Origin of the sequence: Pseudooceanicola marinus (assembly GCF_020177265.1) — a bacterium.
GTDB lineage: Bacteria > Pseudomonadota > Alphaproteobacteria > Rhodobacterales > Rhodobacteraceae > Pseudooceanicola > Pseudooceanicola marinus_A.
Map to the genome: position 1 here is coordinate 19019 of NZ_JAIVMC010000003.1, position 22036 is coordinate 41054.

At 68.7% G+C, this 22036-nt stretch carries 17 protein-coding genes; 6 read left to right on the forward strand and 11 right to left on the reverse strand.

The window, feature by feature from the left end:
- Positions 1-64: 64 nt before the first annotated feature.
- The 5 genes from LC066_RS04820 to LC066_RS04840 are packed head-to-tail and all read right to left on the reverse strand — an operon-like array spanning position 65 to position 4441.
- Complete coding sequence (locus LC066_RS04820; protein ID WP_224896862.1) at positions 65-838, reverse strand: gamma-glutamyl-gamma-aminobutyrate hydrolase family protein; 774 nt, start codon at positions 836-838, stop codon at positions 65-67.
- A complete protein-coding gene (locus LC066_RS04825; RefSeq protein WP_224896864.1) occupies positions 835-1848 on the reverse strand; it encodes an amidoligase family protein in 1014 nt (337 codons plus the stop codon). The genes LC066_RS04820 and LC066_RS04825 overlap by 4 nt, the downstream gene beginning before the upstream one ends.
- A gap of 59 nt (positions 1849-1907) precedes the next feature.
- A complete protein-coding gene (locus LC066_RS04830; protein WP_224896866.1) occupies positions 1908-3641 on the reverse strand; it encodes a sensor histidine kinase in 1734 nt (577 codons plus the stop codon).
- A 15-nt stretch (positions 3642-3656) separates the two neighbouring features.
- Entirely contained in the window at positions 3657-4214 is a 558-nt protein-coding gene (locus tag LC066_RS04835) for an RNA polymerase sigma factor (RefSeq protein ID WP_224897497.1), read from the reverse strand.
- Between the two features lie 50 nt (positions 4215-4264).
- Complete coding sequence (locus tag LC066_RS04840) at positions 4265-4441, reverse strand: NepR family anti-sigma factor (RefSeq protein WP_224896868.1); 177 nt, start codon at positions 4439-4441, stop codon at positions 4265-4267.
- Positions 4442-4537: 96 nt separating this feature from the next.
- Between LC066_RS04840 and LC066_RS04845 the strand changes: the two genes are divergently transcribed.
- A complete protein-coding gene (locus LC066_RS04845) occupies positions 4538-5362 on the forward strand; it encodes a response regulator (protein WP_222476424.1) in 825 nt (274 codons plus the stop codon).
- A 122-nt stretch (positions 5363-5484) separates the two neighbouring features.
- On the opposite strand, the gene LC066_RS04850 is transcribed toward LC066_RS04845, so the two are convergent.
- From LC066_RS04850 to LC066_RS04860, 3 genes are all read right to left on the reverse strand, one after another.
- On the reverse strand, positions 5485-5682 hold the full coding sequence (locus LC066_RS04850; protein WP_222476425.1) for a DUF1328 family protein: 198 nt from the start codon (positions 5680-5682) through the stop codon (positions 5485-5487).
- A gap of 147 nt (positions 5683-5829) precedes the next feature.
- Entirely contained in the window at positions 5830-6855 is a 1026-nt protein-coding gene (locus LC066_RS04855) for a biotin-dependent carboxyltransferase family protein (RefSeq protein WP_224896870.1), read from the reverse strand.
- Entirely contained in the window at positions 6852-7592 is a 741-nt protein-coding gene (locus tag LC066_RS04860; protein ID WP_224896872.1) for a 5-oxoprolinase subunit B family protein, read from the reverse strand. The genes LC066_RS04855 and LC066_RS04860 overlap by 4 nt, the downstream gene beginning before the upstream one ends.
- Before the next feature lie 166 nt (positions 7593-7758).
- Here LC066_RS04860 and LC066_RS04865 point away from each other — a divergent pair, with 166 nt between their 5' ends.
- The 4 genes from LC066_RS04865 to LC066_RS04880 all read left to right on the forward strand — a co-directional run bounded on the left by LC066_RS04865 (position 7759) and on the right by LC066_RS04880 (position 13721).
- On the forward strand, positions 7759-9024 hold the full coding sequence (locus LC066_RS04865) for an N-acetylmuramoyl-L-alanine amidase (RefSeq protein WP_412103229.1): 1266 nt from the start codon (positions 7759-7761) through the stop codon (positions 9022-9024).
- A gap of 160 nt (positions 9025-9184) precedes the next feature.
- Positions 9185-11716, forward strand: coding sequence for a penicillin-binding protein 1A (locus tag LC066_RS04870; RefSeq protein WP_222476433.1), 2532 nt, complete (start codon positions 9185-9187; stop codon positions 11714-11716).
- A gap of 219 nt (positions 11717-11935) precedes the next feature.
- Complete coding sequence (prfB, locus tag LC066_RS04875; RefSeq protein ID WP_222476435.1) at positions 11936-13057, forward strand: peptide chain release factor 2; 1122 nt, start codon at positions 11936-11938, stop codon at positions 13055-13057.
- A gap of 448 nt (positions 13058-13505) precedes the next feature.
- Positions 13506-13721 carry a hypothetical protein gene (locus tag LC066_RS04880; RefSeq protein WP_222476437.1) on the forward strand — a complete coding sequence of 72 codons (216 nt, stop codon included), beginning with the start codon at positions 13506-13508 and terminating at the stop codon, positions 13719-13721.
- A gap of 30 nt (positions 13722-13751) precedes the next feature.
- Here the strand turns inward: LC066_RS04880 and LC066_RS04885 are convergent, their stop codons facing one another.
- On the reverse strand, positions 13752-14576 hold the full coding sequence (locus tag LC066_RS04885) for a lytic transglycosylase domain-containing protein (protein ID WP_224896874.1): 825 nt from the start codon (positions 14574-14576) through the stop codon (positions 13752-13754).
- Between the two features lie 205 nt (positions 14577-14781).
- On the opposite strand from LC066_RS04885, the gene LC066_RS04890 reads away from it, so the two are divergent.
- Positions 14782-15585: a DUF2189 domain-containing protein gene (locus tag LC066_RS04890; protein WP_224896876.1), complete on the forward strand. Its 804-nt coding sequence runs from the start codon at positions 14782-14784 to the stop codon at positions 15583-15585.
- 194 nt (positions 15586-15779) lie between these two features.
- On the opposite strand, the gene LC066_RS04895 is transcribed toward LC066_RS04890, so the two are convergent.
- Complete coding sequence (locus LC066_RS04895; protein WP_224896878.1) at positions 15780-19949, reverse strand: translocation/assembly module TamB domain-containing protein; 4170 nt, start codon at positions 19947-19949, stop codon at positions 15780-15782.
- Entirely contained in the window at positions 19949-21811 is a 1863-nt protein-coding gene (locus LC066_RS04900) for an autotransporter assembly complex protein TamA (RefSeq protein ID WP_224896880.1), read from the reverse strand. Before LC066_RS04900 ends, LC066_RS04895 begins: the two co-directional genes overlap by 1 nt.
- Positions 21812-22036: the final 225 nt, after the last annotated feature.

A 22036-nucleotide genomic window follows, 5' to 3' on the forward strand; every position in this document is an offset into this window, starting at 1 on the left:
TGTACGGGACGAGGACATCGGACGGAAAGCTAACGCGTGGTCTCGGCGCGGGTTCCAAGAAAAATCAGGATTTCTCGAAAAAAGTTGTCGGGGCGTCGACGGCGGGCATGCGGTCGACTTCCTGCATCTGGCCGAGGCCCTGCTGACGAGCCCGCGCGGCGGACACCAGGGCGCGGAAAATGCGGCGCTGACGGCGGGCATAGACCAGGTGTTCGGGGTGCCATTGCACGCCGATGGCAAAGGGATCCGACAGGCTTTCCAGGGCCTGGGGCATGCCTCCCTGGTCGCGGGCCGACAGGCGCAGCCCGTCGCCCAGCCGGTTCACGGCCTGGCTGTGCAGGGCGTTGACCTTCATCGGTTCGGTGCCGGCCAGGTCAGCCAGGCGGGTGCCGGGCAGCACCTCGACCTCGCGGCGGGGCAGGATGGTGCGGTAGCGGCGCGAGCTGTCGTAGACCTCGAAGGCATCCTGGTGCAGCGTGCCGCCCAGCACCACGTTCAGCATCTGGGCGCCGCGGCAGATGCCCAGCACGGGCAGGCCATGGCCGCGCGCTTTTTCGATCACCCGCGATTCCATCCGGTCGCGGGCCGGGTCCAGGGTGACGCCCGCGCGAACTTCGCCGCCGTAGAGCATCGGCGCAATGTCATCGCCGCCGCCGATGACCACGCCGTCGACCTTGTTCAGGTCGACCTCATCCTCCTGGATCCAGCGCAGGGCCTTGCCGCCCGCCAGGGCCACCTGCAGCCGGATCAGCGGAAAGATCCGCCAGGCCGACTTGGCCGAGACGGTGACACCGATCCTCGGGCGCGGGCGATCCCGCTTGCCGAACAGCAGGCTCATGAGCGCAGCGCCTCGGCCAGCTCTCGCAGATCGCCATGACCGGCGCGCGTCAGGATGTCTTCCGAGGCCTCGACCCAGCCGTTCAGCTGCAGGCGCAGCCGTTCCATCGGGTCGTCGCGCATCTCGCGCCAGCGGGTGCAGAGCGCCTCCAGCGTGTCGTGGTCCTCTGCCAGCCGTTCGACGGCGCACCACAGGGCCCATTCGCCGGCCAGGCTCCAGCTCGGCTCGTCGATACGGCAATCGGGCATGCGGTAGTGATAGGCGGGGCGGGCCGAAACTGTTCCCCCCGCGCCGCGGGCCAGGGCGTCGCGGGTCAGCTCCGGGCACAGGTGGGCGAAGATCGGGAGCATGTCGAGTGCATGGTTGCGCGAATGCGTGGCCCCCAGGTAGCTCTCCACCAGGGTATCCAGCCGCTCGGGACAGCCCTGGGCCAGGACATCCAGCAGGCGCTGCGGGTAGGGATCGACGAAGGGCAGGGCGCGACGCGACACGTCCAGGTCGTAGGCGTCGCGCAACAGCGGTTCGGCCATGGCGAAGGCGGTGGTGACGGACCACAGATGCGCAGCCGTGGGCGCGGCGATCTGCACGTTCAGATGCACGCCGAAGCCCAGCAGGATCCCGTCATGGGTGCCGCTGGCCCCGGCGGCACGATAGCGCGCCAGTACCTCGTCCAGCTGGCCCAGACGGTCGGGCGGGAAGGGGGAGGTGACCAGCTCCACCGGCACGACGTTGCGCGCCAGGTCCAGGGCGGCCCGGCCAAGCGCGGTGTCATCCTGATCGCGATAGGTCGTGTCCATGTAGAGCTTGCAGGTGCCGAAGGGCGTCTCCTCGACGCGGTAGTCTTCGTCGCCCTGCGTGACCTCGCGGTCCGTCATCCCGGCCAGGATCTCGGCGGCACGGCCCTCGGTCAGCCCACCGAATTCCACCTCGACGCCCAGCAGGCGGGTCTCGCCCTTCTCGTTCTGCGGAGAGGGCAGGGGGGAGATCGCGGAGCTGTGGTGCGAGGACATCGGGGGCGTTCCTTTCGGGGGAGCGGGCGGGGCCGCTGTCGGCGCCCGCCCGGTCGGGGTCAGTAGTCCAGCGGCTCCGGCTGGAAGCTGGCAACTTCGAAGCTGATCGAGGCGCGGTACTCCGTCTCGGTTTCCTCGATCTCGATCGCGCTGCCCAGCTGGGTTGCGAAGGCGCGGATCAGCTGGTTGCCCAGGCCCGTGCTTTCACCATCGGTTTCCAGGTGATGCGCGCCGCCCTTGGAGTTGACGACCACCAGGTGCGCCCGGGTCCCCTCCTGCACCAGCGACAGGGTCATCCAGGGCGGACCTTGGTCGCTGCCGGTGTATTTCACCCCGTTGGCCATCAGTTCCGAGGCCAGCAGCGACAGGGGCACGGCCTGGTCGGGGTAGAGGATCACGTCGGCCACATCGTATTTGACCCGGATGCGGTGCCCGCCCGAGGCGGAGGCCTGCAGGGTCTGGTTCGCGACTTCGCGCACCAGCTTGCCCACGTTGACCTGGCCCTGGCTTTCGACCTGATGCAGGTTGCGGTGGATCGACGCCATGGCCAGCACGCGATCCTGCAGGCGGGCGAGGATCGCCTTGGTTTCCGGCGAATGGGCGCGGCGGATGTTCATGTTCATGATCGAGCTGATCAGCTGAAGGTTGTTCTTCACCCGGTGGTGCACTTCCTTCAGCAGCACATTGCGCTGGCGCACGGCGTTTTCCAGCTCCGCCTGGTCGTGCAGGATCGTCTCGGCCATGAGGATGAAATCCTCTTCCATGTTCTTGAGCTCGTCGGCGGCATAGCGCATCGAGCGCTGACCTTCGAAGGTGCGCACCCGTTCGAAGCGGCGCATGCGGCGGCTGAGCTGGCGGATATGGCGGCCGGCCATGCGGTCGATGGCCACCAGCCCGACCACGGCGGAGGCAATCCACATCAGCAGCGGGAAGAGAATGACGGGGACCTGGACCTGGTCGCTCATGTTCTCGAAGGAGGGCCAGATCCCCAGGGCGAAAACCTCGTCCTCGACGATAGGGACGACGACGTAGAGCTGATCGCCCTCGGCGCGGCTCTGTCCGGAAAAGACCATCGGGGCCAGCCGCGCCATATCCTCCAGCGAGGAGCGGATCGGCAACAGGCTCTGTGTCCGTTCCCCATCCGGCGCGGCGTCCTCGATGCTGCTGGTCAGCACCTCGCCGGACGCATTGAAGGTCATCAGGTAATCGGGTGCGGCTCCGAAGCTGGGTTGTTGCCCCAGGTTCAGGTTGGCATGGGGCACCGAGATGGCGGTATAGCCGACGTAGGTGCCGTCAATCTCGACCGGATGGGATACGACCAGAACGGAGGTGTGGCTGATCGCGCCTTCGTTCACGACCATCACGCGGGGGCGCTTTTGCTGGATCACTTCCAGATGCGAGGGCCGTTCGGACACGTCCTGCCCGACGCCGCGCGAGGAGCAGCTTACCTGGCCGTCCACGGGGATGAACGCCGCCAGGCTGAAATCTGGCATGGCGGCGTTGAATTCCTGCATCACCTCGCGGCAGCCCTGCGTGTCAGGGCCCTGGGTCTGGACCATGCGCGCCAGCGCCGCCGTTGCGCCGAAGGCCTGCTGCAGCACGGCGCGCTCTTCCTCGACGCCCTGCTGGGTCAGCGCCAGCAGGGACAGTCGTGTGACTTCTTCGGCCTGGGAAGAGACCTGGTTGGTCTGATAGATCGCGATGGACCCGATGGGGACCAGCGCCAGAGAGAGGATCCCTGCGATCCGGAAGGACAGTGACCGGAACCAGGGCGTATTCGCGCTATGCGGCATTTGGGCTCCCGCCGGTCAGCGAGCCGTCATGGGCTTCGACGTCACCACGGCCATCGTGGCGGGGTCGGTCAGTTCCAGGGCTTCATCTTCGTTCAGCTTCATCAGTTCGGCCAGTTTCGCGCGGCCACGGTTGGCGCGGCTCTTGATCGTGCCGACCGCCACACCGCAGGATTCCGCGGCTTCCTCGTAGGAGGCGCCCAAGGCACCGACCAGAACCAACGCCTCGCGCTGTTCGTCGGGCAGCTGGTTGAAGGCGGTCCGGAAATCGGCCATCGCAAGGCGGCCATCGTGGGCCGGCTTCTCGGACAGGCTTTCGGCGAAAACGCCGTCGACGTCCGCGACTTCGCGGCGCGTTTTGCGCAGCGAGGAATAGTAGGTGTTGCGCAGGATGGTAAACAGCCAGGCGCGCAGGTTGGTGCCGACCTGGAATTTCTCGATATTGGTCCAGGCTTTCACGATCGCGTCCTGAACGAGGTCGTCGGCGGTGGCCGAGTTCCGGGTCAGACCGAGGGCGAAGGCACGCAGCGCGGGCAGGTGGTTGACCAGCTCATCGCGCGGGTTGGGGCCAGACAGGCCGCTGGTGTCGTCGCCGGCGCCGCCATTGGCGGAGGTCGCTCGCGTCGTCATTCCCGGTGCTCCTCGTTATCAGCGGAAGCACTTTGAGGCTCCTGCTCCTGCAGTTGCTGCAACAGATCCTTGAACCGGTCGGGGATGTCCTCTTCCAAAGTGGATTGGAACACGCGACGCAGGTTGTCGTCGATCCCGCCGTGTGAGCTTGATTTTGTCTGACCCAATGTCATGTTCCTCTTTCGATAGTCCGAGAAATTCTCATCGCTGGCGGAACCCAACGCGCCATCCGGAGTTAGGTTCCTGAAAAATGCAAAAAAGGGGATAAAATGTCAGTCTCTTCCGGCAACGCATCGAACACCGGTGATCTTGCGGCACTGATCGGTGCGCACCTGCCCTTCCTGCGCCGTTACGCGCGGGCGCTGACGGGGGCACAGTCCAGCGGTGACGCCTATGCGGCCGCGACGTTGGAGGCGATCCTCCAGGACCGGTCGGTCTTCGAAGGGGGCATTGGCGAGAAAGTTGCCCTTTTCAAGGTCTTCCACACGATCTGGGCCAGCTCCGGGGCCCCCGTTGCCATCGAGGCTTCGGGGCTTGAGGCGCAGGCGCAGCGGCACATGGCGAAGCTCAGCCCGAACACCCGCGAGGCGCTGCTGCTGCACACCATCGAAGATTTCAACGTAAGCGAGGTGGCCAGCGTCATGGGAACCGACGAAGCCGAGGTCGAGACCCTTCTCGATACCGCCCGCCAGGAGATGGCCGACGCCGTCTCCGGTCGGGTCATGATCATCGAGGACGAGGCGATCATCGCCATGGACCTGGAGGCCCTGGTGGCCGAAATGGGCCACAAGATCACCGGCGTGGCGCGCACCCACGGCGAGGCGGTGGAACTGGCCAAGGCGGAAACGCCGGACCTGATCATGGCGGACATCCAGCTGGCCGACAACTCCAGCGGCATCGACGCGGTGAACGAGATCCTCGGCGAGCTGGGCGACCGCCCGGTGATCTTCATCACGGCCTTCCCCGAGCGCCTGCTGACCGGCGATCGTCCCGAACCCGCCTTCCTGATCTCCAAGCCCTACCGCGAAGACCAGGTGCGCTCGGCCGTCAGCCAGGCGATGTTCTTTGCCTCCACCGAGACGCTGAAAACCTGAGGAAGCTGCGGGTCCCGGCTGTACCGGGTGCCCGCCATATCCCTGTTTTGACGAAAGAAACGCCCCGCCGATCTTCGCGATCGGCGGGGCATTTTCGTTGACGTTTCTTGCTCTGCCCGAGGTCAGTACCAGCGGGAGTTCTCGTCGAACTCGTCCTGGTTCTGATCCTCCGTCATATGCAGCAGGAGCGACAGGATCCCGAGACCTGCAAAGAGCAGGAACAGGATCTGTGCGATCCCCGCAGAGGCTGCCGCGATCCCCGCGTATCCGAAGATTCCGGCGATGAGCGCGACAGCAAAGAAAGTGATTGGCCAGATCATGGCGCACCTCCGTTTTTCGTGTCGCTTCAGGTGTTTCCACCCGTCTTGGATAATTCAACGCGGTACACAGGTGCTGGTTCCGCAGAGTCATCTCGGAATCCGGAGATTTTAGGTGAAATGTGAGATAATTTTTCTGGGGCCGGGGGATCAGGGACGGTCCAGATCGTCCCCGGCGGTGACGCCGGAGATCAGCTGGTAGGACAGCAGGTCCTGCATCTGCGCCGGGTCGCGCAAGAGCGGCGTGACGCTGGCAGCAAGGCGTTTCAGTCGCGCGGCAGGGGGCACGGGCAAGGGGACGGCTCCTGCATCATCGAGCAGGGTGAACTGCAGCGGGCTGCGCGCGTCGGCCTGGATCAGGCGGGGCAGGTCCTCTGGATGGATGGACCCGATACGGGGATACCCGCCGATGGTCTGGCATTCCGGACCCAGCACGAAGGGGGTGCCATCCCCGGTGATCTGCACGTCACCGGCCTGGATCGGCTCGGACGCCATGCCGCCGGCATCCAGGTGCCAGTCCTGCGCCGCATCGCAGAGCAGTTGGATGGCCTGACGGTTGCTGCGCGGGCCGCGTGTGAACCGCGCGGCCAGGAAGCTCTGCATCCGGGCGTGGTCGAACAGGTGGGTCTGCGGGCCGTGCAGCAGCCGCAGGGACCCGCCGCCGAAGCGTGGCTCGGGGCGCAGGGTGCAGGCCGGACGGTGCGGTGTGGGGTCGTCTCCGGTGGGCAGCGAGGTGCCATCGGACAGGAGGGTGCCGATCCCGGCGGCCAGGTGCGCGGCGCGGCTGCCCATCAGGGGCGGCGTGGCGATGCCGCCGGCGGGGGTCAGGTAGCCCACGGTGCCGCCTGTGGTGCCGCCGATCCGCAGGATCTGGCCCGGCTGGACCGGGTGGGCGGCGTGCCAGACCAGCGGCTGACCATCCAGCGTCGCCTGCATCGGCGCCCCGGTCAGCGCCAGGCGCATCGGGGCCGTGACCTCGAAGGCGGCGCCCATGCCGGGCATTTCCACCGAAGCCACGGGGCCTTTCAGCCCCAGCAGGGCGGCGGCCTCCCACAGGGCCAGCGGGTCCAGCGCCCCGCCGCGGGACAGGCCCTGACCCGCGTGGCCCGGGCGGCCCAGATCCTGGACGGTCAGCGCCGGGCCGGGGGCAGAGACGATCAGCGCGGCGCCGGTCACGACAGGACCTCCAGCCGGGCGCCGCCCATGGGATCGGCGCCGAGGGCCTCCAGTTCGCTGTCCGAGACGGCGTGAAAGCGGATCTCGTCACCGGTGCACAGGGGCATCGGGTCTGTCGCGTCCGGTTGGAACGGGCGGAAGGCGGCGCGTCCGATCTGCATCCAGCCGGTCGGCGAGGCGTTTGAAAACAGCACCATCTGCCGGATCGCCAGGGTCAGGGCACCGGCGGGCACGTCCTGCAGCTGTGCGCGGCGGGGCAGGTCGAAGACCGGGGGCAATTGGCCCAGGTAGGGCTGCCCCGGGGCAAAACCGATGGCCAGGACGCGGGGCCGCTCCGCCAGGATACGGGTCACCACCTCGGCCTCGGGCAGGCCGGTGATCCGGGCCACCTCAGGCAGGTCTGGTGCATGCGCCGTCGCGAAGGAGACCGGCAGGTGCCAGCAGCGGGCGGCCGGCGCGGGTGGCAGGGACAGCCAGTCGCGGCTGTCTAGCAGGGCGCGTGCGGCGCCCTGGACCTGGTCGGCGGGCTGGTCCAGCGGATCGAGGCGCAGCAGGACCGAGGCCGGGGCCGGCACCACCTCCGTCACGCCGTCCAGCGCCGCGGCCTCTGCCGCGAAGGCGCGGGCGGCCCGGTTCGCCTCTTCGGTGAAGGTCGTGCCGAAACGCACGAGCACGCCATCCAGGCCAAGCGGCAGGAGCGCGGGCAGGGCAACAGGATCACGGGCGGCGGCGGGCATCGGGGCGGGCTCCGGCGGGGGCGGACGGGGAGGGGCACAGGTTGCAATTCCGCTCCCCGTTGTCAACGTGGCGTGCCCGACGGCGGCGGCTGGCCCAGGGTGCTGCCGGGGCTTCGATCCGCCGCCCAGATCGGATAGCATGGGCCGGAGCAGACGAGGTGGGTGCATGAGAAAGAGACCGGACGGCGCGGGGGCCCTGCGCCGGATCGCCCTGTGGCTGGTGGTGACCGCCGGCGTAATGCTGGCCGGCGTTTCCGGCAGCACCGCGATGGCGCAGGACTTCACCGCGCGCGCCACGGTCCTGCCGGGCGACAGCGGGATCCGCGACCGGCGCGGCCGGCTGGAGTTGTCGCTGCACCTCAGCCAGGGGGTGCCCTACCGTATCTTCACGCTGGAGGATCCGCGTCGCATCGTGCTGGACTTCCGCGAGGTCGACTGGCGCGGCGTCGATCCGGCGGTCCTGCTGAACTCCGATCTGGCGACGGCGGTACGCATGGGGCAGTTCCGCCCCGGCTGGTCGCGCATGGTGATCGACCTGGCAGAGCCCCTGGCGCTGGAGGAGGCGGACCTGCGCCTGGCCGAGGACAGCGGTCGCGCCCGGCTGACCGCGCGGTTCGGGCCCGTGGCGGCGGAGGATTTCACCCGGCTCTCAGGCTATCCCGAAACTCCGGGCTGGGGCCGCGAGGGCCTGGTGGCCCTGCCGTCGCAGGTGCCGCCCAAGGCGCCCGACGGGCCGATGCGCATCCTTCTGGACCCGGGCCACGGCGGCATCGATCCGGGGGCCGAACGGGCGGGCGTGGTCGAGGCCGACCTGATGCTGACCTTCGCCCGCGAGTTGCAAGAGGCGCTGGTGCGGTCCGGCGCCGAGGTCTATCTGACGCGCGAGGACGACAGCTTCGTCAGCCTGGAAGGGCGGGTCGCCATGGCCCATGCGCTGGAGGCGGACCTGTTCCTGTCCCTGCACGCGGACGCGCTGGCCTCCGGACGGGCGCTTGGCACCACGGTGCATACCCTTGCGCGGTCGGCCAGCGACGAGGCCAGCCGGCTGCTGGCCGAACGGCACGACCGCGCCGACCTGCTGGCAGGCATCGACCTGAGCGACAGCGACGACCAGGTGGCCGGCGTTCTGATGGACCTGGCCCGGACCCAGACGCAGCCGCGCAGCGAGCAGCTGGCCGATGCCATCGTCCTTGCGCTGCGCAGCGAGGGGATGCCGCTGAACACGCGCCCGCGCCGCGCCGCCGGCTATTCGGTGCTGAAGGCGCCCGACGTGCCGTCAGTCCTGGTCGAGACGGGCTTCCTGTCGTCGCCCCGCGACCGGGAGAACCTGGTTGACCCGGTGTTCCGTGCCCGGCTGGCCAATGCGATCCGCGACGGCATTCAGGCCTGGAAGATCGCCGATGACACGCTGGCCCCGCTCAGGCTGAAGTAGCGAGGCAGGCCGGATCCCTCTCCGCCCTGTCCATAGCGGGGGCGAGGGCTGCGCGAGCGGCAGCATCGGACCGCCGGTGACGCCTCCTTGCGGGGATGTGTTTTGACCGTCATGGGCCCGCGGTCTATATGGTCGAGCCTAATCAGAGAGGCCCGGGCGCGTGATCAGATTCGTACTTTCCTTCCTCGGCGGCATTTTCACCCTGGTGACCGCCGGCATTGCCATGGTGGCCCTGTCGGTGGGCGCCATCTTCTGGGTCTATGGCCGGGACCTCCCCAGCCACGAAGCTCTGGCGCGATATCAGCCGAAATCCATCTCCCGGATCTATTCCGGCGAGGGGCAGCTGATCGACGAATTTGCCCGCGAACACCGCCTCTATACCCCCACGGACGAGATCCCCGACCTGGTGAAGAACGCCTTCATCTCGGCGGAGGACAAGAACTTCTACACCCACGCGGGCTATGATCCTCGCGGCATCGCCGCCGCGATCTTCGAGGCGATCCAGACCCGCGGCGAAAGCGTGCGCGGCGCCTCGACCATTCCGCAGCAGGTGGCCAAGAACCTGTTCCTGTCCGGCGACCGGCGGATCGAGCGCAAGGTGAAGGAGGTCATCCTGGCCTCGCGCCTCGTGGAAAGCCTGCCCAAGGACGAGATCCTGGGCATCTATCTGAACGAGATCTTCCTCGGCCAGAACTCCTACGGTGTGACGGCCGCGGCGCGGGTCTATTTCAACAAGTCCCTGACGGAACTGGCCCCGCACGAGGCCGCGATGCTGGCGGCCATGCCGCAGGCGCCTAGCAACTACCACCCCGTGCGCGCCCGCGAACGGGTGACGCAGCGCCGCAACTACGTGCTGCGCGAGATGCTGGAGAACGGCTACATCGACCAGGCGACCTACGAGACCGAGGTGGCGCAGCCGCTGCGCTCCGTCCAGGCGGGCGATTTCGAGCCCTTCCGCAACCAGCTGCCGCCGCGCGACTACTTCACCGACGAGATCCGCCGCCAGCTCTCCGATGACTTCGGCGAGGAGGAATTTTTCTCCGGCGGCTACACCGTGCGCGCCACGGTCGATCCCGACATGCAGGATGTCGCCGCCCGGGCGCTGCGTCACAAGCTGGAAGAGGTGGACCGCAACCTGGGCGTCTGGCGGGGCACTGGCGCGGCCCTGACCGAGGATCAGCTGGCCAGCGAAGAGGCCTGGCGTGCGGCGCTGGACAGTGCCGACGTGCCGCGCGACATCGACCTGGGCGGCCAGTGGCGCCCGGCGGTGGTGCGCGAGATCGCGGCCCAGAGCCTGACCATCGGGATCGAGGACGTGGCGCTGGACGATCCGCGCGGCGCCTCCGTGCCCCGCAGCGACATCCAATGGCTGCGCGGCGACTTCTTCGACAACTTCGAGGTCGGCGATGTCGTCCTGGTGCGCGAGGCGAAGACCAGCGGCGGCGAGTTCGACCACTGGTCGCTGCGCCAGGTGCCTGAGGTGCAGGGCGGCTTCATGGCGATGGACGTCAACAACGGCCGCGTCATCGCCATGCAGGGCGGCTTCAGCTATCAGGATTCGGTCTTCAACCGCGCCACCCAGGCGCGCCGCCAGCCCGGGTCGAGCTTCAAGCCCTTCGTCTATGCCTCGGCGCTGGACAGCGGTTATACCCCTGCCACGATCGTCATCGACGCCCCGATCGAGATCGACACGGGCGAGGGGCTGTGGCGGCCCAAGAACTCGTCGAACAAGTTCTACGGGCCCACGCCCCTGCGGACCGGAATCGAGATGTCGCGGAACCTGATGACCGTGCGCCTGGCGCGCGAGGTGGGCATGGACGTGGTGGCGCAATACGCCGAACGCTTCGGCGTCTACGACGACATGAGCCCCTATCTCGCCAACTCCCTCGGCGCGGAGGAAACCACGCTCTACAAGATGGTGGCGGCCTACGCGATGTTCGCCAACGGCGGTGAGCGGGTGGAACCCACCCTGGTCGACCGGGTGCAGGACCGCTACGGCAAAACCATCTACCGCCACGATCAGCGGATCTGTGTCGACTGCGAGGACCTGTCGCTGACGCCCAGCCAGAGCCCGCGGATCCTGCCCAACCGCCAGCGGGTGATGGATGCGATCACCGCCTACCAGCTGACCTCGATGATGCAGGGCGTGGTGCAGCGCGGCACGGCGGCCCGCGTGGTCAACCTGCCCGTACCCACTGCTGGCAAGACCGGGACGTCGAACGATGCCCGCGACGCCTGGTTCGTCGGCTTCACCTCCAACATCGTGGCGGGCTGCTACATCGGCTATGACACCCCCCGGCCGATGCTGGGCGGGCGCGGCTATGGCGGCACGCTCTGCGGTCCGGTCTTCCAGGAGTTCATGACCGAGGCGGTCAAGGAGTTCGGTGGCGGGCCCTTCGAGATCCCCGAGGGCGGGCATTTCATCAAGATCGACCGCTACACCGGCGCGCGTCTGCCGCAGGAGGCGTCGGGTGCTAATGTCGTGGCCGAATACTTCCGCGATGGCGAGGAGCCGATCTTCGGCATCTTCTACGATGGCGGCTTCGCCATGGGCTCTGACCTGCCGCTGTTCGACGGCGCCGCCGAGGCGCGCAACCAAGCGCAGCGCCAGGTCACGACGTCCACCGGCGAAACGGCCACCGTGGGTCCGAACGCGGGCTTCGGTACGCTGTCCTCGGGCGGGTTGTACTGACCCAGCCTGCCGGGCTGCACGGCCGTCTGACGGGGCGGGGGCTCTGCCCCCCCCCTCACCGGGCCGGCACCCCCTCCGGGATATTTGCGACAAGGAGAAGACGGGGCCGGGGCGTTGCCGCAGGGGGCTGCGCGCCACGTCCGGCGATGCGGCCCGCTCTTGTTCCGCCCCGGGCCATGGGATACACCCCGGGCTCAGACCTGCCAGTAAGGAACCACGATGCGCGCCGAGGCACAGAACACCGTCACCGAGATCGAGAAATCCCTGGAGCTGCTGCGCCAGCGGGTGGATTGGGACACGGCCCAGCACCGCCTGGAGGAGTTCAACGCCCGGGTCGAGGATCCGAACCTCTGGGATGATCCTGCCAAGGCCCAGGCGCTGATGAAGGACCGCCAGGCCCTGGTCGATGCCATCGACACCCACAACGCCCTGCAGCAGGAGCTGTCGGACAACGTCGAGCTGATCGAGCTGGGCGAGATGGAAGAGGACGAGGATGTCGTCACGGAGGCCGAAGAGGCGCTGAAGGCGCTGAAGGAGAAGGCCGCTGAGAAGGAGCTCGAAGCCCTGCTGAACGGCGAGGCCGATGCCAACGACACCTTCCTGGAGATCAACGCCGGCGCCGGCGGCACCGAGGCCTGCGACTGGGCCTCGATGCTGCAGCGGATGTATGTTCGCTGGGCCGAGAAGCGCGGCTACAAGGTGGAGCTGCAATCGGAGGAAGCCGGCGGTGAGGCGGGCATCAAGTCCTGCTCCTACAAGATTTCCGGCCATAACGCCTATGGCTGGCTGAAGTCCGAAAGCGGCGTGCACCGGCTGGTGCGCATCTCGCCCTTCGGCAAGGGCACGCGCGAGACCTCCTTTGCGTCCGTCTGGGTCTATCCGGTGGTCGACGACAATATCGAGATCGAGGTGAACCCCGCCGACATCCGCATCGACACCTACCGGTCGTCGGGCGCGGGCGGTCAGCACGTGAACACCACCGACTCCGCCGTGCGGATCACCCACCATCCCACGGGGATCGTGGTGACCAGCTCGGAGAAGTCGCAGCACCAGAACCGCGACATCGCCATGAAGGCGCTGAAATCGCGCCTCTACCAGCTGGAGCTGGATCGCCGCAACGCGGCCATCAACGAGGCCCATGACAGCAAGGGCAGCGCCGGCTGGGGCAACCAGATCCGCAGCTACGTCCTGCAGCCCTACCAGATGGTGAAGGACCTGCGGACCAACTACGAGACCTCCGACACCTCCGGTGTGCTGGATGGGGCCCTGGACGGTTTCATGGCCGCCACCCTGGCGCAGAACGTTGCCGGCAAGAGCCGCGCCGAGGCCGCGGGCGAGTAAGCCCCGGCGCGAGGCCCGGGCTGGCCGGCCCGGGGCCTTCCGGGGGTGCTGCGGCAAGGCGGTGGGCCCCTGAAATTTGGTCGCAACTTACATTACCTTTTGGTCACTGTTGCGAATCTCAATTCAGTGTATTGGGACGGGTTGCGCTTTTGGGGGCCAAACCTGATCAAATTCGCCATTTCCCCCGGCAATACTGCCTGGCGGGCTGCGTCATCGGGTCACAATTTCGTTCCCACGCGCCCGACATCCGCTCGAATGTTCCGGGAATGGGGTAGGGTAATCCAGTACGTCGTGAAATCCATTTGATTTCGTCGGGACGTTGCGCGACGACGCCGGATGCGTGTTGCAGCCCGTTCCGGCGCGGCGCGCCGTACAGTGTTTGTGTGTGGGCGGGGCTGGCCAAGCTCTCTTTCGATCCCGCCCGTGGGTTTTCTGAAAAGGTGGGGCAATGAATCGGAAAGTAGTGATCAAGGGCCATTTCGGCACCATGCACAAAGGCGGCTGGACCCGCTCCTTTCCTCCGGGAAGTGTCACCGGCGGCAGCTGGATGCTCGACGTGGTCGAGGACCTGAAGGCCTATGCCGCCCATCACGACATGGAAGAGGCAGAGCAGATCCTGGCCGACACCCAGGCACGCCTGTCCCGGGTCGTCTTCACGGGCTGAGGCCCGGCGGTGCCGCCGGGCGCGACTGTCTCAGCCGTCGATCCGGGCGGCCGCATAGGCGATGGCCTTCTGATAGACCGTGGCCGCGTTCCAGTCGTTCAGCACCCGGAAATTCGCCGTGCCCTCGTGGTAGGGCTGACCGCGCTGCCAGCCGTGGCCGCGCAGGTAGTTCGCCGTCGAGGCCAGCGCATCCGCCGCGTCGTAGAGGTTGACCCGTCCGTCGCCATTGCCGTCGCGCCCGTATTTCACCACGTTGCCGGCCAGGAACTGGGTATGGCCAATCTCGCCATGGGCGGCCCCGATGGCATCGGCGGGCAGCCAGCCGCGATCGACCATCTCCAGCGCCGACAGCAGATGCGCGGTAAAGAACTCCGACCGGCGGCAATCATAGGCCACCGTCGCATTGGAGGAAATCACCGGGTATTTGCCGAAGAACTGGCCAAAGCCGCTTTCCATCCCGTGAATGGAAATGAGGATCCCGGCAGGTACCCCGTACTCCGCTTCCAGCGCATCGAAGAAAGCCGCATTGCGGGCGCGACGTTTCCGGCCCTGGGCGGCGATGTAGTCGACTCCGCGGATCCGTTTGAACTCTTCGAAGGAATAGCGCACGCCGGTCTGCTTGCGATCGGCGCCGATGGTGCCATGGGAATACTGCGTGGCAGCCAGGGCCGAGAGCCCGGCCGGGCCGATGCCGGCAGCGCGGGCCTCCTCCGCGAAGGCGGCCTTCCAGGCGGCGAAGCCGGCGGAGGTGTCACCGCAGGGCGCGGCAGACAGCGGTGCGGCCAGGGCCAGAAGGGCGGCCAGTGTGGGGGAAAGGGTCGGCGCAAGGCGGCGGAACAAGGAAAAAGGGATCATGAAAAACCTGCGGAAATCTTCGGATAAGGCGGAAGAAGCCTAGGCTGCGCCGGGCAACGGGGCAAGCCTGCGCAGGTGCCTGGCCGGTTGCGCCCCGTACGGAAAGCTTGATCGGCGCGGCAGAAGGGGGGCATCCTGTCACCGCGCCCGCGAGGCGACCGGAGGAGGGTCGGGGCGCGCCGGGGTATGAGGGAGGAGGACACGAATGGACACCATGACGCCGGGCGCACTGCCCGAGAATGCGCTGCCAGAAGAGGGCGTGCCGCCGCTGCGCCCCGTGACCGCCGGAATGCTGCGCGAGGCGCTGCGCCGGGGCTGGGCGGATCTGACACGCGCGCCGGTCTGGGGGCTGTTCTTCGCCGGTGTCTACGTGGTGATCGGATGGATCCTGGCCTGGGTCACCCTGGCCACCGGGCAAAGCTACTGGCTGATCTTCGCGGCCCTGTCCTTCCCGCTGGCCGGCCCCTTCGCGGCGGTCGGTCTTTACGAGGTATCGCGCCGACTGGAACGCGGGCAGCCGCTGGATCGCCGCGCGATCCTGACGGTGGTGCTGCGCCAGTCGCGGCGGCAACTGCCGTCGATCTGCGCCATCATCATCTTCCTGCTGCTCTTCTGGTTCTTCCTCGGTCACATGATCTTTGCCCTCTTCCTGGGGCTTTCGGTGATGACCAATGTCTCCAGTTCGATGGAGGTCTTCCTGGCGCCGGAGGGGCTGATGATGCTGGGCTTTGGGTCTGTCGTTGGGGCGGGGTTTGCCCTGTTGCTCTACATGATCACGGTGATCGCCCTGCCGCTGCTGCTGGATCGAGAGGTGGATTTCGTCACCGCGATGATCACCAGCTTCGGCACCGTGACCGGCAATCCCGGCCCGATGATAAGCTGGGGGGTCTTCATTGCCGTCGCGACCTTCCTGGCGTTGATCCCGGCCTTCCTGGGTCTCTTCCTGGTGCTGCCGCTTCTGGGGCACGCGACCTGGCATCTCTATGACCAGATCGTGGGCGAGGGCTGACGGGCCGCGCCGTCGCGCGATACGCGAGACATAGAGGGGGGCGGGGGGCTCTGCCCCCTTGAGCCCTGGCGGGCTCAATTCCCCCCGGGATATTTCTGGCCAGCAAATCGAGGGATGGGGGAGGCGCCTGGTGGAGAGCGGCGCGCCCGGGGGACCGGGCCGCCGTTTCGCTGTCGAACCTGGGCGTGAGGGGATCAGTAATCCTTCTCGAAGAAGACGCCCAGCCCGGTGCCGCCGTCGGTATCGACGGAGCCCTTGGCGCGGATGTTGTCCGTCAGGTCGAGGTTGATCGACAGCGAGGTCTCGCCCTCTGCCGTCACCTCGGTTTCCGTGTAGACGTTTTCCGACAGATACTTGCCCGCGGTGAGGGAGGCCGAGCCATCGGAGTCGGTCGCCACGTCCAGGTTGTCTAGCCCGGTGCTTTCGCGCAGGCGACCCAGGACGCCGCCGCCGCCCTGGCCGGTCAGCGTGGCGACCGCCGCGGCCAGCTGGGCGGCCTGCACCGCCGACAGCTCCGACAGGGGCCGGTCGAAGAAGAGGCGCGAGAGGATCTCGTCCTCGGGCAGGCCGGGATTGGAGGAGAAGGTGATCTCCGGCTCTGACGCCGTGCCGGTGATGCCGATCTGGTAGACGTAGCTGCCCGATTGCGAGGTGGCGACGAAGCGCAGGATCGGCTCGAACCCGCCCGCGAGGCGCAACTGGCCTTCCGACAGGTCGAGGCGCTTGGTCAGGATCGACAGGCGGCCGCGCACCAGCTCGAACTGGCCCACCGGGCGCGGATCGGAGGTGGTGCCGCCGACCGTCAGGTCGCCGCGCAGCTCGGCGTCGAGGCCACGGCCCCGGATGAAGACCGAGCCGTCGGTGACGACCCGGATGTCGAGGCCGAGGCCCCCGGACCCGCCGCTGCCGGAGGAGACAACCGAGGCGCCATCGCCCGATCCCGTCAGCCCGGCCCGATCGCGGGTGATGCGGCTGGCGGCAGGCTCGGCCACATGGGTCATCTCGGGGATCGCTTCCTGGCCGCCGAAGCCACCGGAGGGCACGCGCACCTCGGTGTCCGTCAGGCCGATGCGGCCCGAGATCGCGCCATTGCCGGTCAGCGGGCCGGAGACCTCCAGCGCGCCGTTCAGCGTCGTCGTCAGCAGGCCCGCCTGGGTGAAGACCACGCCGTCGATGCCGACGTCGAGGCCCGCGGTATAGGGCGCCGACAGGGCCAGCGGGCCGGAGACAGTCAGCCGGCCACCCTCGGCGGGGCGCGCCGCGAGGTCGAGCCGCGCCTGGCCGCCGGACAGCTGCACGCTGCCCGAGATCCCCTCGATCACCTGGCTGAGGCTGGGCGCGATCAGGCGCCCGTCCGACAGGGTGATCTGGCCGGAGACCGACGAAAGTGCCGGCTGGCCTGCGACCGACAGATCGAACCGCGCCAGCCCCGCGACGGAGCGCGGCGCGACGAAGGGATTGGCCAGGCCAAGCGGGGCCGAGCCGCGCAGGGTGATGTCGACGGAGCCGTCAGGCCGCGCCACCAGACCCGAGAGCGTCGCATCGGAGCCCGCGGGGCCCGTCGCCTGGGCCTCGACCCGCAGCGCCCCGTCGGGGCCGGGGGCGACGTTGCCGGTGATCTCCAGCGGGCCGGAGAAGCCGTCGGCCAGCCGTGCCACGTTGTCGAGGCCGGCGGAGAAATCCATCTCGATCTCGCTGCCCGCCACGGTGCCCGAGGCGGAGGCATCCAGCGCGGTCGAGGCGACCTGTGCGGTTTCCACGGTCAGGACACCGTCGGGGGCCAGCGACAGCAGGGCCGAAAGGGTCGTGTCACCCGCAAACAGCGCGTCGATCTGCGGGTTGCCGATGCCGATGTTGCGCCCCTCGCCACGCGCGTCGATGCGATAGGCGCCGCTGTCGTCGGCGCTGACATTGGCCGTCAGTTCCAGCGGACCGGCGGAGGCGCCCAAGGGCGCGGCGGAGTTGGGCAGCGTCAGCGCCACGTCCAGAGCGGTTTCGGGGCCAGCGACGAGGCCCGAGGCGGTCAGGTCCAGCCCGCCCGCGTCCAGATCGGCACGGCTGACGGTGATACGTTCGCCCGCGATGGTCACATCCGCGTCCAGACGGGTCGGGCCGGTCAGCAGGGCGTCCACGGCCTCGATGCCGGTGCCGATGCGATCGCCGCCACCCGAGATCGTGGCGCGCAGGGCCTCGCCCTCGCTGGTCAGGCGGCCCGACAGCTCCAGCGGGCCGGCAGTGCCGCCGGTGAAGGTGGCGGAGTTTGCCAGCCAGGCGCCGAAGTCGAGCGCCATCTTGCTGTCGTCACCGGCCAGCGGGCCGGAGGCCGTCAGGCGCAGGGCGTCGTTCTCGATCCGGGCACGGTCGATGCGCGGGGCCCCGTCGCCGGGCAGGGTCACCAGGGCGTCCAGCGAGAGGCCCGACGACAGCAGGTCGTCCAGCGCGTCGATGCCGAGGGCCAGGCGGTCGCCGCCGCCCTGGGCGGTCAGGGTCATTGCCTGCGCCGTCTGCGTGATGGCGCCCGCCACGGTGAAGGGCGCCGGATCGCCCGCAGCGCCGGTCAGCAGATTGGCGTCGGTCAGCGCCAGCTCATAGGTGATCTGGCCATCATCGGAGGCCAGCCGACCCTCGCCGGTCAGGGACATCTCGTCGGTGCCGATGGCCAGCTCCGACAGGGTGATGCCGGTCTCATCGCGGGTCAGGTCCAGCGCCAGCGTCGCGGGGGAGGCCAGAAGGGCATCGGCCTGGGGGATGCCGGTGGCCAGGTTCTCACCCGTGCCCTCGGCGGTGATGCGCCCGGTGCCGGCGGGCAGCTGCATGTCGGCGGTGACCGACAGATCGGCCTGGCCGGCCAGATCCAGCCCGGTGAGGGACGCGAAGGCCGCGAGATCCGCGACCTCGGCCCCGGCCTCCACCGTCAGCCCGGCCTGTTCGCCCGCCTCGGTGGTGCCGTCATAGCGCGCGGCGCCGGTCAGGCGCAGGGCGGGGCCCTCGACCACCAGGTTCTCGATGCTGACAGGGCCCTCGCCGAAGGTGATGTCGGCGGCGCCGGTGATACGGTCGCCCAGGGCCTCGGCGACGGCCGGGTCCTCGGCGGAGAGGCCCGAGGCCTCCAGCGCCAGGGCCAGGTCGCTGGCGCGACCCTGGCGCAGCGGGCCCGAAAGGCTCAGCGACAGGGTGTCGGCGGAAAAGCCGGTGGCGCGGGCGGCATTGGCATCCAGCCGCGCCTCCATCTGGTTGGAATTGTCCCGGTCGAAGGTGGCGGTCAGCTCGCCCGAGGCCAGCGAGAGGCCATCGCCCATGGGCAGGTCCAGCCGGTCGGAGCCGTCGGGCGCGGCCATCAGGCCCCGCAGGTCGAAGCTCTGCGGGCTGCCCTCGGCGTCCAGCGCCAGCCGCCCTTCGAGGTTCACCGAGGCCGAGCGCAGGCGGAACAGCTGCAGGTCCAGCGCGCCGTCGGCGGCGGCCGTGCCGGTGGCGGTCAGGCCGATGTCGGTCCCCAAGAACTCGCGGTAGTCGGGCGCCAGCAGGGCTGTCAGGTCGCCGCCCAGATCGGCGGTGAATTCGCGCCCGCCATCGTCACGGCCGCGCAGGGCCACCTGGCCGGTCAGCCGTTCCTCGCCATCGGTCAGCAGCAGCAGGTTCGCGTCGTAGTCGTCCAGAGGGCCGGCGCCGGCCACGGTCAGCTCGACCGAGGGGGTGCCCGGCAGCCCCATGAGAGAGGCCACCAGCCCGCCCTCGGGTTCGGAGGCGCTGATGTCCACCGCCAGGCGTTCGTCCTCGGGGGCGTAGTCGGCGGAGATCGCGATCTGGCCGGGCCGGTCGAGGCGGTCGATCGCCAGGTCCGTGGCCAGCGCGCCGTCGGCCAGGCTGGCCGAGCCGTTCAGCGACAGTTCGGCGGCCTGGCCCACCACGGCCTCGCCCATGTCGAAACGGCCGATCGACAGCTCGCCGATGTCGATGGCGACCGGCAGGTCGGGAATGGCAAAGCCCGAGGCCTCGGGCGAGGGGGCGGCAGGTTCGCTTTCGGGCAGTCGGGTCAGCGTGATGCTGTCCGCCGACAGGGTGTTCACGTCCAGCCGTCCGCGCAGCAGCGCGGAGCGGTTCCAATCCAGCGTGGCGCCTTCCAGGTCCAGCCAGATGCCATCCTCGTCGGCAATGGTCAGGCGCTGCATCGTGGCCTGCGACGACAGCGCGCCCTCGAAGCCGGTGATGTCCACCGTCATGCCGTCCGAGGACAGCGCGTTCTGCAGGGTGCGGGTCAGGAACCCCTCGCCGTCGTCATCGGCCGAAGGGGTCTGCTGGGCCGCGGCGGGCGTCAGGGCGAGGGTGGCGCAGGTGGCCAGCGCGAGGGAGCGGGAAAAACGCATCAGAAGCTCTGTCCAATTCCGACATAGACCGAAACCGAATCCACCGAGCCGGTGACCGGCACGGCCAGATCGGCGCGGATCGGCCCGATGGAGGTGAAGTAGCGCACGCCGACACCGGCGCCGCCGTGCCATTCGCCGCCCGCGAAATCGGGATCGGCGGAGACATATCCGTAATCGACGAAGGCCGCCGCGCCCCAGCTTTCGCCGATCCGCGTGCGCAGTTCGGTCGAGATGGCGGCGAAGCCGCGCCCGCCAGTGGCGGTGTCACCCGATCCGACGCCCAGCGACTGATAGCCCTGGCCGCGCACCGTGTCGCCGCCGCCCGACCAGAACAGCCAGTCCGCGGGCACTTCCTCGATCTCGGGACCGGCTACCACGCCCATCTGAAGCCGTGCCGCCAGGACGAAGCGTCCCTCGGCAAAGCCGCGGTAGCCGCGCAGGTCGGCGGTGCCCAGCACGCCGCTTTCGGTATCCGAAAGCCCGAGGAAGGGCATCGCCGTCACCTCGGCATAGGCGCCGTCGGTGGGGTTGGTGCTGTTGTCGCGATTGTCCCAGGTCAGCCCGCCGGTCAGCAGTAGGTGGGTGAAGTCGCGGGTGCCGTTGGCATCCTCGGTTTCCGAGATGCGGAAGCCCAGCTCGTAGTTGGCCGACAGGGTCTCGGTCAGGTAGCGGTCGACGCCCACCGAGGCTTCGGCGAAGGTCGAGATATAGTTGGGCTCGTCCTCGCGCGCCAGGTCTAGGCCGAAGATCAGGCTGCGGTCCGGGCTGAGGAAGGCGGGGTAGGTGTAGGTGGCGCCCAGGGCATAGTCGATGCCGCCGGTCTCGCCGCCGATGCCTGCCACCTCTGCGTCGAAGCGCAGCCGGTCGGCGGCGCCGGAGATGTTGCGGTGCAGCCAGTAGCCCGACAGGGTCAGCCCGTCGGTGGTGGCATATTCGATGCCGGTGCCCAGGCGGCGGGGCTTGGCGTCCTCCACCTCCAGCGTCATCGGCAGGGTGTTGTTGGGCCCGATCTCCTCGGCCTCCGTCACCACGGCGCTGGCGAAGGCGCCGGCGGTGCGCAGGCGGGATTCGGCGCGGTCGATTTCCGAGGGCGCATAGACCTCGCCCTCGGGGAGGCCCGCGATGGCGCGGATGCGCTCGGGGCGGACCGCGCTCATCCGTGCGGTTTCCGACAGCAGGGTCGGCCCGAAGGTCAGCCGGGGGCCCGGGGCGATGGTGAAGGCCGCGTCGACGCGGCGGTCGGCGTGATCGGCGGTGATGCGTTGCTCGGTGATCTCGGCCTTGGCGTGGCCACGCTCGGCCCAGGCCGTGCGGCCCGCCTGGGCAGACTGGCGCATGACGACGGTGCCGGCCGGGTCGCCGGTGGCGAAGCCCTCGGGCGGGCTGACGCCTTCGGGCAGAGGCGCGACCGATGTGGCGCCGAAACTGAAACGCGGCCCGGGCGTCACGGAAATGTCGATCCGGTTCACCTGGGCGTCGCGGTCCAGCACCGACATCGAGGAGGCCTCGCGCCCGTCGATACGGATCGAGATCGCGCCGGAGAAATAGCCATCCTCGTAAAGAGCGGCCAGCAGCCGGCGGTAGTCGGCCTGGGCCGCCGCGATCAGCTCCTGCGCGTCGGTGGTGCCTTCGTCCTCTGCCGAGACAGAGAGAGAGGCCGCGCGCATGCGATCCTCCAGGTCCTCGTCGCCCGCGACACTGACCGAGACATCGGCCGCCGACAGCGGGCCGGGCAGGGGCAGCGTCAGGGTGGCGGCCCCCAGTGTCGTGGCCCAGAGCGCGGCGCGCAGGGCGCTGCGGCGGCCGGACCGTTGGCGGCGGGACGAGGCAGATGCGGGGGCAGCGGGGCAGCGAGGCGTCATCGGGCGCGGGGCCTTTCCTGTCGGCACGAGGCCGGTGGTCGTCATCGGCGACGCCCGACCGCGCCGGGGGCAGATCCCGTTCCGCGCGCGATGACGCAGCGGAATGGCGCAGAGAGAGCGTCAGGGAGCAAGCTAGTTCGGCTGAAGGTAAATGACCAGCTTTGGCCGTGCTCCCTGACCTCCCAAAAGCGGAAAATCGCGGCATGCGCGCGACGCCGTGCAGCC